This window comes from Actinomyces ruminis (genome assembly GCF_002154335.2).
GTDB classification, from domain to species: Bacteria; Actinomycetota; Actinomycetes; order Actinomycetales; family Actinomycetaceae; genus Actinomyces; species Actinomyces ruminis.
Map to the genome: position 1 here is coordinate 1 of NZ_MTPX02000017.1, position 13,986 is coordinate 13,986.

The window sequence follows — 13,986 nt, forward strand, 5'->3', positions numbered from 1 at the left end:
CCCCGCAGGCCCGCTCGTGGCGGTCGAGCGTGGCCGGCACGCGGGCCATGTCCGTCACGGGCACGGCCACGGTCACGTCGGGGGCGGTGCGGGCGTCGTCGGCGATGATGCTGACGGGATGAGTGCCGCCAAGGAACCGGGCGATCTCTTCGGGCGGGCGCACCGTGGCGGACAGACCGATGCGCTGGGCGGGCCGGGGCAGCAGGTCGTCCAGGCGCTCCAGCGACAGCGCCAGATGGGTGCCGCGCTTCTCGCCGGCGAAGGAGTGGATCTCGTCGACGATCACCGTCTCCACGCTGCGCAGGGTCTCGCGCACCGCGCTGGTGAGCATCAGGTACAGCGACTCGGGCGTGGTGATGAGGATGTCGGGCGGGTGAGTGCGCAGGCGACGGCGCTCGGCCGGGGTGGTGTCACCCGTGCGCATGCCCACCGCTATGGGGGCGGCGGGCACGTCCAGGTCCGCGGCGGCCGCGGTGATGCCCGCCAGGGGACGGCGCAGGTTGCGCTCCACATCGGCGCCCAGGGCCTTGAGCGGGGAGATGTACAAGACGCGTACCCCACAGTGCGGTTGCCGGGCAGGGTAGTCGGCCGAAATGGGCTCATCGCCCTGGGCCACCTGCGCCCCGGGCCGGGCGAGCCGGTCAATGGCGGAAAGGAACGCCGCGAGGGTCTTACCCGAGCCGGTGGGGGCGATCACCAGGGCGTTCTCGCCGCGGCCAATCGCCTCCCAGGCGCGCAGCTGCACCGGCGTCGGCCCGGCCGCGAAGGCGGCGTCGAACCAGGCGCGGGTGGCGGGAGCGAAGGCATCGGGCAGTGTCGGCGGCATCGGGGCCAGGATAGGCGCGGGCACCGACAGGAATAGAGCCCCTAGATCGCACCGCCGACAGCGCCCACCTCACACCGGGAGCGCCGGAGTTCAAGGACTCGGCCCGTCAGAAGTCTTCCGCGCCTGCGGCCTCATCGATCAGCCGGTCCAGAATCTCCGGTACCCGCTGCGTCACCGCAGCCCAGAACAGGTCGTCATTCATTGATCGGTAACCCGTGTGGGCCGCTATGTTCCGCGTCGTACTGATCGCCAGCCGCTCCTCGCGAGTGACAGCAGTCAGATACGGCACGAACTCGGGTCGCTCGAACAGTGCCGCCAGCCGAATGATCACCATCGATGCGACGTCGTAGGCGTCCGAGCCGTCGTGAAACGAGTCCCGCGAGGTGCCGGAAACCATCTGCACGCGCCTGCGAATCGCCTTCAGCTCTTCCACCAGGTTTTCTCGGTCATGGCTGCGTGCAGCAGCTCTGCGGGGACGCGGCGCGAACCGCCGTTTCGGGTCGGCGTCGTTCACAAAGGCACCGCCTCTCGAACGGCGCTCTTGAGGACGTCGGGCACCGAGGTATCGGCCACCGCCTCGACCGGGAATCCCGTTAGCTCCTCAACCTCGGCGGCAAACAGGGCCAGATCGAACAGGTCAGCACCGGAGGCGGGGGTGACCAGCAGATCAATATCGGAGTCGAAGGTGTCCTCGCCGCGCAGCGCCGAACCGAACACCCGCGGATTCGCCAAGCCGTGCGCCCGGGCACTGGCGATGATCGCATCGGCGTGTGCGGCGAGCGGAATGGATGGACGGTAGTCGGCCGCACGCAAGACGCGTTCCAGCATTTCGTCGGATACGGAACGCCTGCCCGACTCCATCTGGGCCAGACTCGGCTGCCGCAGGCCGGCGCGTTCAGCCAACTGGGTCTGCGTCAACCCCGCGTCACGTCGTGCAGCACGGATGAGCTCAGGCGCCGCATCAGTATCGAAGCGTCTCACGCACCAAGCATATAGCAGGGATGCTATAACGATGTAGCTGTTTGCGTCGGCGACTCCACGTAGCGTGAGCCTCATGTCCACCGCCGTCCCCGCTAACTCCTCCCCCGCCGCCCCCACCTCCATCAGCGTGCGCGCGCCCGCGTCCACAACCTCAAGAACGTCGACGTCGAGGTGCCGCTCGGGAAGCTGGTGACGGTGGCGGGCGTGTCCGGCTCCGGCAAGTCCTCCCTCGCCCTGGGGGTGCTCTACGCCGAGGGCGCCCGCCGCTACCTGGAGTCCCTGTCCACCTACACGCGCCGCCGCCTGACCCAGGCGGCCCGCCCCGACGTCGACGAGGTGCTGCACGTGCCCGCCGCCCTGGCTCTGCACCAGCGGCCGCCCGTGCCCGGGGTGCGCTCCACCTTCGGCACCTCCACCGAGGTCCTCAACTCCCTGCGCCTGGCGTACTCGCGCCTGGGTAACCACATGTGCCCCAACGGTCACCTGAATGAGCCCACCATTGACGTCGCCCTGGATGTACCCCTGCACTGCACCACCTGCGGGGTGGAGTTCCCCCAGCCGGGGGCGGAGTCCTTCGCCTTCAACTCCGAGGGCGCCTGCCCCCGCTGCGAGGGCACGGGCGTGGTGCGCACCGTGGACGAGGCGACGCTAGTGCCCGACGAGTCGCTGACCATCGACGAGGGCGCCGTCGCCCCCTGGCAGAACCTGATGTGGTCGCTCATGAAGGACGTGGCCCGGGAGATGGGCGTGCGCACGGATGTCCCGTTCCGCGAGCTGACGGACCGCGAGCGGGAGATCGTGTTCCACGGCCCCGCGGAGAAGCGGCACATCCTCTACGTCAACGAGAAGACCGGCGTCGCCGGCGAAATGGACTTCACCTACTACAGCGCGGTGCACACGGTGGAGAACGCGCTGTCCAAGGTGAAGGATGAGCGGGGCATGAAGCGCGTGGAGAAGTTCCTCCACGAGGCCGTCTGCCCGAACTGTGGTGGCTCCCGCCTGTCGGAGTTGGTGCGCTCCACCAAGGTGCGCGGCATCGGCCTGGACGAGGCCTGTCGGCTCCCGCTCAGCGAGCTTGTAGAGTGGGCGGCCGGCATTGCGGACACCATGCCGCAGGAACTGGTGGCCATGGCCCGGCAGATTGTCGACGAGCTGATCGTGACCGCCCGCCGGCTGCTGGACCTGGGCCTGGGGTATCTGAGCCTGGACCGGGCGTCGTCGACCCTGTCCACCGGGGAGCGGCAGCGTGTCCAGCTCGCCCGCGCCGTGCGCAACCGCACCACCGGGGTGCTGTATGTGCTCGACGAGCCCAGCATCGGCCTGCACCCGGCCAACCTGGCCGGCCTGACCGGCGTGCTGCGGGACCTGCTGGCCGACGGCAACTCGGTGCTGGTGGTGGATCACGACGTCGCCCTGCTGCGCGAGGCCGACTGGCTGCTGGAAATCGGCCCGGGCTCTGGGCACGCCGGAGGCGAGATCGTGGTCAACGCCCCGGTGGCGCAGGCGGTGGCGGACCCGGCCAGCCGCATCGCCCCGTTCATCACCGGCGCGGCGGAGGTCATCTGCCGCGAGCCCACCGAGGCCGAGGAGGTATTCGCCCACGGCGCCGTGCACCTGGAGACCGCCCCCATCCACACGGTCCATGCGCTCGACGTCGCCATCCCCGAGCAGCGGCTCACCGCCGTGACCGGCGTGTCCGGCTCCGGCAAGACCACCCTGGTGTTGGAGTCGCTGGTGCCGGCCCTGCGCGCGCTCGCCGACGACGCCCCGCTGCCCGCCCCGGCGACCTCCATCCAGACCGAGCAGGCGCAGCGGGTGGTCGTCGTCGACGCCTCCCCCATCGGCACCAACGTCCGCTCGACGGTGGCCACCTACTCCGGGGTGATGGACGAATTGCGGCGCGTGTACGCGCGCACCCCGGCTGCGCGCGAGGCGGGGCTGAGGGCCGGCGACTTCTCCTACAACACCGGCTCGCTGCGCTGCGATCACTGCGACGGCACCGGCCAGATCGTCCTGGATGTACAGTTCCTGCCCGACGTCGACATCGTCTGCCCCGAGTGCGGCGGCTCCCGCTATGGCGAGGCCGCGCGCGACATCCGTCGGCTGCCGGGCGACGGCGACCGGGACGCCGCGGGCCTGTCCCTGCCGGAGCTGCTGGCGCTGACGGTCGACGAGGCCGAGCAGGTGTGCGCCGACCTGCCCAAGGTGCGTCGTCACCTGCACCTGTTGTCGGAGCTGGGTCTGGGCTACTTGACGCTCGGGGAGACGACCACGGCCCTGTCCGGCGGTGAGGCGCAGCGGTTGAAATTGTCCGCCGACCTGGGCCGCGACCAGCACGGGACGGTGTTCGTGCTCGACGAGCCGAGCATCGGCCTGCACCCGCTGGACGTGCGCGTGCTGCTGGGCGTGCTGGATCGCCTGGTGGAGCGGGGCGCCAGCGTGGTGGTGATCGAGCACGACCTGGACATGATCGCCAACGCCGACTGGGTCATCGACATGGGCCCGGGCGGCGGCGAGGCCGGCGGCCGCGTGGTCGCCGCCGGCACCCCGGAGCAGCTGGCCACCGATCCGGCTTCGCTCACGGGGCGCTATTTGGCGGAACATTTGAACCAGAGCGGCGGGCAGTGAACACCCATGGACCTTCATACCTTCTCTTCCAGGTTTCGTCTCAGCGCCGTTGACCTGCCACCCGGAGGACCACCCGACTACGAGCTCGGCAGGGAATTCGGTTCCTATATGGAGACGTATCTGGTGGAACCAGGTGACATCCCTGGATCGAGCCACGACCCATACACTCTCGGCATTCACTCCCCAACGCCGGGGATACGGGCCCTGAGTGGGGCGTTCCCCACTCCGAACCGGTGGATGGCGTGCATTGTTGCCAGGGGTATCCCGTTTCTGGGAGATGCCCGCTATCCGCAATCCTTCATGGAGGTTCGCGAGGCGCGCCGCGACGTCGTCGATACCCGAGTGCTTCAAGATCCGCCCCTGCTACTGCTCATCACCGAACTGAGCATTGTGGCGATATCTTCAACCGGTGTCGCTTGGGCCACCCAGCGCCTGGCACTCGACGGGATCGATGTTTCTATGACGCCGCGTGATGGGTGGCTTGTGTGTAGCCCGCAGAGGGAACCCGGCGCCGTCCTGCTGGTCAACTTGCGGGACGGTCAAGTGGTTCTCCCGGTTTGAGGAAGGGACCGGTTTAGGTCGGCGGTGCCAGGGCCGTTAAAGTCGCCACCCCGACAAGCGCGGAAACTGCATCGGCACCGGACAGTGCCGAAGCGCGGGCGCGGTGTCAAAAACGATGACAAACGCCGCCGGCACCCCGCAGGTACCGATTCGGCGCCCGCATAATTCCAACGATTCGTCCGCAGCGACCGACATCGCCGGAGCCATTTGTCATAGATCCGGACACCCCGACCCCACATCCGGACTGCGTCACGTCAGCCGACTGGTATGACCTCCACGAAGCGGCGGTCCTCCTTCGCGAGAGCAAGCGGGATACGCGCATCGAGTGTGGCGAGCACGGCTCCGGAGCGCGCCGCCAGGTCCACGAGGTAGAAGTCGGTGACCTGACGATGCCCAACCATTCGTTCGAGTTGGATGAGGGGCTCAGCCAACGAGGCCGAGTCCTCTATGAATTCGTGCCCCTTGACCGCACAAAAAGTGCGCAACCCGCTCAGTACCTCCGGAACGCCGATTTCGAATCCGGTGACTCGTGGGTTCAACAGGAGCCGGCAGTACGCAGCCTCGGTGAACGGGCACGTAGCCCAAGACTCCACATCTTCAAACCAATTGCTGGCCGCTTCGTGGTGAGCGTGATTGACAAGGGAAAGAGCAAGCATCACGTTGACGTCGAGCAGACGTAGAGACCGCTCATTCATCGCCATCGCGGTACCTCTCAACGAGGTCCAAAGTCACCGTATGAACCGACTGCCACGTGGAGGCGAGAAGACCGGCACCCCACGGGAGCCCACCTTGGGCCCGTTGCCGCGAATCCCGCACACCGCATAGTCCGACACGGCCCGGCCTAGGGAGACGCCCTCCCGGCGGGCCCTCTCCCGCGCCACCGCGAGAACATCGTCATCGATATCCAGCGTTGTACGCATAAGGACATCACCGCATCACCGCATCACTGCGTCAATGGCGCCTTCCCAACACAGTCGGCCCGAACCGTCTAGTGCGGTCACCCGCCATAGCCGCCGTCACTCCCGACAGCGGTCGTTTCCACGCCGCTCGTACCGTCAGCCCCGGTACCACTCCCACCGGCGCCACCACCCCCGCCAGCCGCACCCGTGCCACTCCCGACAGCACCATCGCCATCCCCGGAGCCGTCGACTTCCTTCCGGGGCCGCCCCCTGCCCCGCATGGGCGCAGCCTTGACGCCCCGACCGGCGTCGTCAAGCGCACGCCGCAGGATGATCTCGATCTGCGCGTTGACCGAACGCAGGTCGTCGGCGGCCCACTTGGCTATCGCCGCATGGACCGCCGGGTCCAGCCGCAGCAAGACCTGCTTGCGCTTACCGCCCGCCATCGGCACCCTCCGAATCCGCGCAGGCGAATCTCAGGCGTACAGGGAGCCGGTGTTGACGACGGGCTGAGTGCGCTGGTCGGAGCAGAGCACCACCAGCAGGTTGGAGACCATCTGGCGCGGCGCTCATCGTCCATGGAGACGATGTCGTCGGCCTCCAGCCGCTTGAGGGCCTGATCCACCATGGTGACCGCACCCTCGACTATCTGCTCACGGGCGGCGATTACCGCGCCGGCCTGCTGCCGCTGCAGCATCGCCTGGGCGATTTCCGGGGCGTAGGCGAGGGAGGATATGCGCACCTCGATGATCTCCAGTCCGGCGATCGCCACGCGCGCGGCGACCTCCTCAGCGAGTTCGGCGGAGACCAGGTCGGTGCCGCCGCGCAGTGAGGTCTCGCCGGGGCCGGGCTCGTCGTAGGGGTGGGTGGTGGCCACGTGCCGCAGCGCCGACTCCGCCTGCGCCTTGATGAAGGCCTCGTACTCCTCGACGGCGAAGACCGCACGGGCCGTGTCGGCCACCTGCCAGACGACGATGGCGGCGATCTCCACCGGATTGCCGTCAAGATCGTTGACCTTGATCTCGTTGGTCTCGAAGTTGTGAACCTTGATGGACACCTTCTTGCCGTATGTCAGTGGCGGCACCAGGACCAGGCCGGTGCGGCGCACGGTGCCGATGTAGCGGCCGAAGAACTGGCGCACGCTGGTCTGCCCGGGGGCCACGATGGTGAAGGAGGTGATCAGCAGGAGCGGGATGGCCAGGCCCACCGCCCCTGCGACCAGGCGCGGCACCCCGCCCGGTTCGCCCCGATCCGCCGCGATGGCGCCTGCAATGAAGACGGCAATGGACACGCCGAAGAGCCCCAGCAACAGGAGCAGTACCAGGAAAGCCGCACCGGACCCCGCGCCGGCAGCGGGCCTCTCCGCTATATCAACACGCCCCTCGGTGGGGACGGGGTCCTGCTGGGGAACAACGACGCGCGGTGTCGTGGACATGGCGACCTCCAGTTCCAGCCACAGCGGCGGAGGCGGAAACCTCTCGACTCCCGCGACGGCTATAGCAATATGATAGCTATTTTTCGCGTGGCGGCAAGTCCCAGCCCTGACCACCACCCGCTACAGGACCGCAACTGTCACCAGATGCACCACTTTCAGCCGCCCCACCCAGCCCCCACTCCGAAAAACGGCACAGTTCCGCGGCAGCACCCGGTCTTCGCGACAGGACCGCACCCTAAAGCGGTGCACTCCGTGCCAGCTGCGCAGTTGGACATTGCCTGCCGCCGCATCCAGCGCCCAACACAACCACTTCCGCCAACCTCACCATTCCCCCAATCATCACCACACGCCCCCTCTTGCCATGTCCAACAATCGCCGTAGTTCATGCAGGTCGCGACACACTATGTCGGCACCCCAGACTCCCCCTACCGCCACCGCAACCATGCCGGCCGCCCGCACCGCCTCCAGGCCGGGCGCGGAGTCCTCCACCCCAGCTACCCGCCGCGGTTCAACACCCAGGCGGCGCGCCCCCAGCAGGTAGCCCTCGGGATGCGGCTTGCCGCGTTCGACGTCGTCAAAGGAAACGATGGTGGGCGGACGAATTCCAGCGGCACCCAACCGCGTGCGAGCCAAACGAAGATGGGCATTGGTGACGACCGCCCACGGCAGAGCCTGCTCGTCCATCCAGGCGACCAGCTCGAGGGCCCCACCAGCCGGATACACCCCTGCGGTATCCGCGCATTCACGTTCCAAATGAGCCATAACATGCTCAGCCACCTCCGCCTCCGACAGACCCGGCAAGAAACGGCGCACGGTGGTGGCGGCGTCCGGGCCGTGGCAGGCCGCGAGGACTTCCGCCCGATCCAGACCGTTGTCGTCGGACCAGGCGGTCCACGCCGCCTCGACCGCCGCAGTGGAGTCCACCAGGTTCCATCCATGTCGAGCAGAACCGCTTGACACAAGGCAAGATGATGCATGAAACAGGTCATACATCCATTAAACTCGACCGACGAGTAAAATGCTAGAGGGAGACCGGATGGAGCACCGCCGTACTACCGCCGAGCAGCTTCGCTGGACACTGGCCGCCGATGTCTGCGCCCTGGTGCGCACCCATCCCGGCGTCACCCGGGCACAGGTTGCCAAGCTGCTCGGCATCTCGACTGGCACGGCCACCGATCTCATCACGAGGATGCGCCAAGCGTCCCTTCTCACCGAGGGAGAGCCAAGGTCTCGCGGGCGCGGACGCCCGACCGCAATACTCACCGCACACCCCGACGGCCCGCTCATCCTCGCCGTAGAGATCACCGCATCCGACTGGCGAGTGGCCGTGGCCGGAATCGAGGGCCGGCCTGCGGTCGTAGCTACCGCATCCCATCACAGCCGTAGCCCCGACGACGTCCTGGTACCGATACGTCGGGCCGTTGCCGCACAGGTGAGCCGCCATGCGAGCAGGGTCAGAGCCGTGTCGGTAGCCGTTGCCGCGACCGTCCGCGACGGAAGTATTGTCCAGTCCTCGGTCCTGGACTGGCAGCGGACGAGCCTCACTCCCCTGGCAGTACCGGGAGCCAAACTGTTCGTCACCAATGACGGTACCTGCGAGGCCTTGGCCGAGTCACGCCGCGGCGCCGGTCGCGGCGCTCGCAGCGCCTTACACGTGACCGTGCTCAACGGCGTTGGCGGAGGCCTCGTCCTCAACAGCACTCCCGTCCTCGGAGCCACCGGCCTAGCATGGAGATAGGTCACCTTCCTTTTGGCGACCCGGATACAGCCTGCGGCTGCGGTGCGCACGGATGCTGGGACACCGTGCTGGGCACGGGTTCGCTGGCCCGGCAGCTGGGGCTTAGCGATTCCACTCCAACTACTGTCGAGGCGGCCATCAACCGAGCCACTCCCCGCGACGTTCCCGTCATTGAAGCCGCCGCAGCGAGCCTGGGACGAGGCCTGGCCGGACTGATCAACACCACCGATCCCGACATCGTCACCCTCGGCGGGATCGGGCCGCTCCTGCGCTCGCATTCGCCGGCAGCCTTTGAAGCCGCACTGATGCGCGGCCTCATGGGCTGCCTGCGCGACGACTGCCCGCGCATCGTCTCCGGCGAACTCGGTTTCGACGCCGCATCGATCGCGCCGCAGAAATCGCCCTGGATGCGGTAACTAGCCCCGCCGGCCTCGCCGCCTGGGCGGCGCATCACCCGCAATAGCCACCCCGCCCGCAGCGTCGGGCTCAGCCCGTAGCCTGGACCCATGAGTACGGAGGACGCCCCCTCGCTCTTCGACGCCGCGGCCGACGACGGCGGCCCCATCGTCGACGACCCCACCCGGCCACTGGCGGACCGACTGCGCCCGCGCACGCTCGACGACGTCGTCGGGCAGGACCATCTGCTGGCGGCCGACGCCCCGCTAGGGCGGATGGTGGCCGCCGGACGCCTGGCCTCGATCATCCTGTGGGGCCCGCCCGGCTGCGGGAAGACCACGATCGCCCGGCTGCTGGCCGACCGCACGGGCCTGGTATTCGAGCAGGTCTCGGCCACCTTCTCCGGCGTGGCCGACCTGCGCAAGGTGTTCGCCGCTGCCGCGCGCCGCCGCGAAGTCGGCCAGGGCAGCCTGCTATTCGTGGACGAGATCCACCGCTTCAACCGCGCCCAACAGGACTCGTTCCTGCCCTACGTCGAAGACGGCACGGTGGTGCTCGTGGGCGCCACCACCGAGAACCCCAGCTTCGAGCTCAACGGCGCGCTCCTGTCCCGCTGCCAGGTCCTGGTGCTGCACCGGCTCGACGACGCCGCCCTGGCCGAGCTCCTCACCCGCGCCGAGGCGCTGCTCGGTCGGAGGCTGCCGCTGACCGACGGCGCCCGCCGGGCACTGCTGGCCATGGCCGACGGCGACGGCCGCTACCTGCTGGGCATGGTCGAGCAGGTCATCGGCTATGCGGATTCCCAGGAGAAGGCCGGCGCCGCCGGCAAGGACGCCGTCGCGCCCACGGGCGGCCCCGTCCCCACAGAACCGGCAGAGCTCGACGAGCAGGCGCTGACCGCCGTCGTCGCCTCCCGGGCGCCCCTGTACGACAAGTCCTCCGAGGAGCACTACAACCTCATCTCCGCACTGCACAAGTCCATGCGCGGCTCCGACCCGGATGCCGCCCTGTACTGGCTGGCGCGCATGCTCGCCGGCGGGGAGGACCCGCTCTACGTCGCGCGGCGGCTGGCGCGCTTCGCCTCCGAGGACGTTGGCATGGCCGATCCCGGCGCCCTGCAGATGACCCTGGCCGCGTGGGACACCTACGAGCGCCTGGGCTCCCCCGAGGGCGAGCTGGCGATCGCTCAGGCGGTCGTCTACCTGGCGACGGCGCCGAAGTCGATCAGCGTGTACCGGGCCCTGGGGCGGGCGATGAAGCTGGCACGGCAAACCGGCTCGCTCATGCCGCCGGCGCACATCCTGAATGCGCCGACCCGGCTGATGAAGGAGCTGGGTTACGGCGAGGGCTACCAGTACGACCCGGACACCCCCGAGGCTTCTCCGGCGCCGACTACATGCCCGAGGGCCTCCCGCCCCGCGAGCAGCGCGAACGCCTGTACGAGCCCACCGATCACGGCCACGAGCGCCGCATCCGCGAGCGCCTGGCCTACTGGGAGGACCTGCGCGCCAAGTTGCGCGCCGACAACTGACGCCTCAACGCCCGCGTCACCCCAGCCTCCACCATGCGGGCCTATCTCGGCATGTCACTAGTGCCGGTTTCGGCGTGTTATTAGTGCCAGTTTCGGCCGGGGGGAGCGGTCAGCGCTCGTACAGGACGGCTACGGTGCGGCCGGGAATAGTGATGGTGCCGGTGTTGGCGTCGAAGCGGGTGTCCTTGACGATCGGGTCGGCGCCCTCCATCTGGATGTCGCTCAGCTCGAAGTAGCGATCCATCAGCGCATCCACCCGCGGCTTGACGGTGCCGGGCGTGGGTTGAAGACCACCAGCAGCCCGTCCAGGTCGGGGTCGATGTCGCTGTCCCCGGCGCCGTCGTCAATCAGCATGACCACCAGCCGGGGACGGCCTCGTCGGCGGTGGGGAAGGACACGCGCTCGCGGATGAGCGCCGCGGTTCCCAGGGAGAACAGGTGGCTGGAGCGCCGTAGTCGCAGCAGGTCGAGGGCCTGCTGCCGAGCCGTGGCGATGTCCGCGGCGGTGGGGCGCAGATCCTCGTGCATGAGGATGCCGGCCTGTACCACCCAGGCGTCGAAGTTGCGGGCGGCGGGCGGCAGGCCCCGCCCCCAACCGTTGTCCTGCCCGGTCCAGTCGATGGCGTTGAAGTGGTCGCCGGAATTGTAGGAGTCGGTGTCCAACGACTTGCTGCGCAACAGCTCGGTGCCCGCCGCCCAGAAGCAGGGGGACTGCCCGAGCGTGACCGTGGCCAGGCACAGCGTGTTCATGCGGATGCGCTCGGACATGGGGGTATCGAGCGGCAGCTTGTAGGCCAGCCGGTCGAACAGGGTCTCGTCGTCGTGGGCGTCGACGTAGTTGATGGAGTCGACCGGCGCAATCCCGTAGGCGGCGGCCTCGTCGCCATAGCGGATCTCCTCGCCCCGGACCCACTGCCCGTCAGGCCCGGGCAGCTCGAAGTCGCGCAGGTTCCCGGCCAGGGCCAGGCGCACCAGGTCGGCGCGCCAGGCCAGGTCGTCGCGCTTGGTCTCCTCGGAGCGGTCGTCGTAACCGTTGGGGTCGGTCAGCTCGCCGTTGCCCAGCCCCTGTGGCGTCCGCGGGTCGGAATCCTCGCTGCGCCCGTGGACGGCGTCGCGCACGCGATCGTTGAAGGTGCCAATGCCGAGCGTGCCGACCTGCCCCTGGGTGGCCTGGGTGAACAGGGCGTTGTCCGCCACCTCCCCCATGTTCCAACCCTCGCCGTACAGGTAGATGGGGTGGCCGACGGCGTCGTCGGCGACCTCTGCCAGGGCCTCCTGCAGCCGCGCCATGGTCGCCAGCGAGTGATAGCCCATCAGGTCGAAGCGGAAGCCGTCCACCCGGTAGTCGACCACCCAGGACACGCAGGCGTCGATCATGAGCCGCTCGGCCATGCGGTGCTCGGTGGCGATGTTGTTGCAGCAGGTGGACATCTCCACGTCCCCGGCGGCGTCGAGGCGGTGGTAGTAGCCGGGGACGATCCGGTCGAGCACACTGTGGGGGTCCTGGCCGGAGGCCCCGGTGTGGTTGAAGACCTGATCGAGTACCACCTGCAGGCCCATGCCGTGGATGGCGCCGACCATCTCCCGGAACTCACGCACGCGCGCCCCGCCGTCCTGGTAGCCCGCGCGCGCGTAGGAGCCCTCGGGCGCCAACCAGTGCCAGGGGTCGTAGCCCCAGTTGTAGGGGTCGGTGTCGCCGACGGCGGCGACGGCGGCCTGGGGGCGCCGGGAGGACGGGGAAGCGTCGGCGGGGATCTCGGGGGTGCGTTGGGCAGCACGCTCCTCGGGCACCGAGCAGAAGTCGAAGATGGGCAGCAGGTGCAGGGTGTCGATGCCGGCGGCCGCGAGACTGCGCAGATGGCGGGTGCCATCCGAGGCGAGGGCGAAGGCCGCATAGGTGCCGCGCAGCTCCTCGGGAACGGAGGCGTCGGCGGCGGAGAAATCGCGCACATGCAGCTCGTAGATGGCGCGGGCCGCGTCATTGGCGACGATGGGGCTGAGGTTCTCCCGCCAGGCAGACGGCTTGAGGGAGCGCTGTCCCAGGTCGACGACGACGCTCCGGCGCGAGTCGACGGTCAACGCCCGCGAGTAGGGGTCGGTGACCAGGTTCGTCTCGATTTCCCCGGTGGCGGGGACGTAGACGCGCACCTCCCACAGGTACTGCGAGCCGGCGTCAATGCCGGCGGCGGCCGCGGCTTGGGCGTCCACTTCCCAGCGGCCGTCCCAGGACTCGGCGTCGGCCCGGTCGGCGGGCACGCGGATCGGATCGCCGTCGACCAGCGGGACGGAGCCCGTGGGGTCGCCGGTGGGCCAGGCGAGCAGGGCGACGTCGACGGCGGTGGGCGCCCACAGGGCGAAGGCAGGGGCGCCGTCGGGGCCGACGCTGGCACCGAGTGGGGCGGAGCCGTCCCGGGCGGCGGCGTCGGCGTACAGGCGGTCCAGCACCGGCCAGATCTGCACGCCGGTGAAGGCCGTAATCCAGCCGCCGGTCGAGGCGGCGGTGCGCTGGACGACCGCCAGTTGACCGGCCAGCAGCATGGTGATGTCCTCGCGCTCCACGCGCCGACTGCCGAACTCGTCCTCCAGCGACAGGGCCAGGTAGCCGCGCAGGGCCGGGTGGGCGCTCATGGCCTCCTCGCCGAGGAGGTCCTCCAGCGAGCCGTGGATGCACAGAGGGATCTCCTCCCCCTCGGGGCCCAACTCCAGGATGCCGTCTACCAGCCGAGCGCCGCCCGCGGGGGCCGTAACCAGGCCGAAGGTAACGGGGGTGTGGGCCGGGGTGCCGACCGGTGGACGCACGCGCAGCGCCTCGACGTCAACCATCGCCGCATCAGGTCGGCCGGCCAGGCCAGGGTGGTTTCATCCACCCAATAGGCACGAGCCTCCCCGACGCCGGGAAGCTCGTGGCGGACCGGGGCGTCGTGATGCACCGGGACGACATTGGCCATGGGAACACCTTTCTGGCTGTTGGCGCTGAGTGTATCCCGATGCC

11 protein-coding genes and 2 pseudogenes are annotated in these 13,986 nt (G+C 69.0%); 5 read left to right on the top strand and 8 right to left on the bottom strand.

Going from position 1 to position 13,986, the window contains the following annotated elements; translation table 11 throughout:
- The 3 genes from BW737_RS02215 to BW737_RS02225 form a co-directional block, all read right to left on the bottom strand.
- Positions 1 to 826, bottom strand: an 826-nt coding sequence (locus BW737_RS02215) for a DEAD/DEAH box helicase (protein ID WP_143233232.1), incomplete at its 3' end; no start/stop codon positions are given.
- 106 nt (positions 827 to 932) lie between these two features.
- Positions 933 to 1,340: an antitoxin gene (locus BW737_RS17410; protein WP_180272008.1), complete on the bottom strand. Its 408-nt coding sequence runs from the start codon at positions 1,338 to 1,340 to the stop codon at positions 933 to 935.
- Entirely contained in the window at positions 1,337 to 1,807 is a 471-nt protein-coding gene (locus BW737_RS02225) for a helix-turn-helix domain-containing protein (RefSeq protein WP_086615438.1), read from the bottom strand. The genes BW737_RS17410 and BW737_RS02225 overlap by 4 nt, the downstream gene beginning before the upstream one ends.
- 171 nt (positions 1,808 to 1,978) lie before the next feature.
- Between BW737_RS02225 and BW737_RS02230 the strand changes: the two genes are divergently transcribed.
- Both BW737_RS02230 and BW737_RS15510 read left to right on the top strand, forming a co-directional pair.
- Positions 1,979 to 4,435 carry an excinuclease ABC subunit UvrA gene (locus BW737_RS02230; RefSeq protein ID WP_180272009.1) on the top strand — a complete coding sequence of 819 codons (2,457 nt, stop codon included), beginning with the start codon at positions 1,979 to 1,981 and terminating at the stop codon, positions 4,433 to 4,435.
- A gap of 6 nt (positions 4,436 to 4,441) precedes the next feature.
- A complete protein-coding gene (locus tag BW737_RS15510) occupies positions 4,442 to 4,996 on the top strand; it encodes a hypothetical protein (RefSeq protein WP_143233233.1) in 555 nt (184 codons plus the stop codon).
- A 254-nt stretch (positions 4,997 to 5,250) separates the two neighbouring features.
- Here BW737_RS15510 and BW737_RS02240 read toward each other — a convergent pair whose 3' ends face one another.
- From BW737_RS02240 to BW737_RS02260, 3 genes and pseudogenes are all read right to left on the bottom strand, one after another.
- Positions 5,251 to 5,697: a TA system VapC family ribonuclease toxin gene (locus BW737_RS02240; protein WP_086615434.1), complete on the bottom strand. Its 447-nt coding sequence runs from the start codon at positions 5,695 to 5,697 to the stop codon at positions 5,251 to 5,253.
- Between the two features lie 674 nt (positions 5,698 to 6,371).
- Positions 6,372 to 7,330 (bottom strand): annotated as a pseudogene (locus tag BW737_RS02255) (SPFH domain-containing protein).
- Positions 7,331 to 7,669: 339 nt separating this feature from the next.
- A complete protein-coding gene (locus BW737_RS02260; RefSeq protein ID WP_257210376.1) occupies positions 7,670 to 8,254 on the bottom strand; it encodes an HAD family hydrolase in 585 nt (194 codons plus the stop codon).
- A 112-nt stretch (positions 8,255 to 8,366) separates the two neighbouring features.
- Here BW737_RS02260 and BW737_RS17415 point away from each other — a divergent pair, with 112 nt between their 5' ends.
- The 3 genes and pseudogenes from BW737_RS17415 to BW737_RS02270 all read left to right on the top strand — a co-directional run bounded on the left by BW737_RS17415 (position 8,367) and on the right by BW737_RS02270 (position 10,995).
- Positions 8,367 to 9,068, top strand: a complete 702-nt coding sequence (locus BW737_RS17415; RefSeq protein WP_257210377.1) for an ROK family transcriptional regulator — start codon at positions 8,367 to 8,369, stop codon at positions 9,066 to 9,068.
- Positions 9,059 to 9,484: an ROK family protein gene (locus BW737_RS17420; RefSeq protein WP_257210378.1), complete on the top strand. Its 426-nt coding sequence runs from the start codon at positions 9,059 to 9,061 to the stop codon at positions 9,482 to 9,484. Before BW737_RS17415 ends, BW737_RS17420 begins: the two co-directional genes overlap by 10 nt.
- Positions 9,485 to 9,574: 90 nt before the next feature.
- Positions 9,575 to 10,995 (top strand): annotated as a pseudogene (locus BW737_RS02270) (replication-associated recombination protein A).
- A gap of 109 nt (positions 10,996 to 11,104) precedes the next feature.
- Here BW737_RS02270 and BW737_RS17425 read toward each other — a convergent pair.
- Together BW737_RS17425 and pulA are read right to left on the bottom strand one after the other, a co-directional pair.
- On the bottom strand, positions 11,105 to 11,239 hold the full coding sequence (locus BW737_RS17425) for an alpha-1,6-glucosidase domain-containing protein (RefSeq protein ID WP_257210379.1): 135 nt from the start codon (positions 11,237 to 11,239) through the stop codon (positions 11,105 to 11,107).
- A gap of 103 nt (positions 11,240 to 11,342) precedes the next feature.
- Positions 11,343 to 13,817 carry a pullulanase-type alpha-1,6-glucosidase gene (gene pulA, locus BW737_RS02275; RefSeq protein ID WP_257210380.1) on the bottom strand — a complete coding sequence of 825 codons (2,475 nt, stop codon included), beginning with the start codon at positions 13,815 to 13,817 and terminating at the stop codon, positions 11,343 to 11,345.
- Between the last annotated feature and the right edge of the window lie 169 nt (positions 13,818 to 13,986).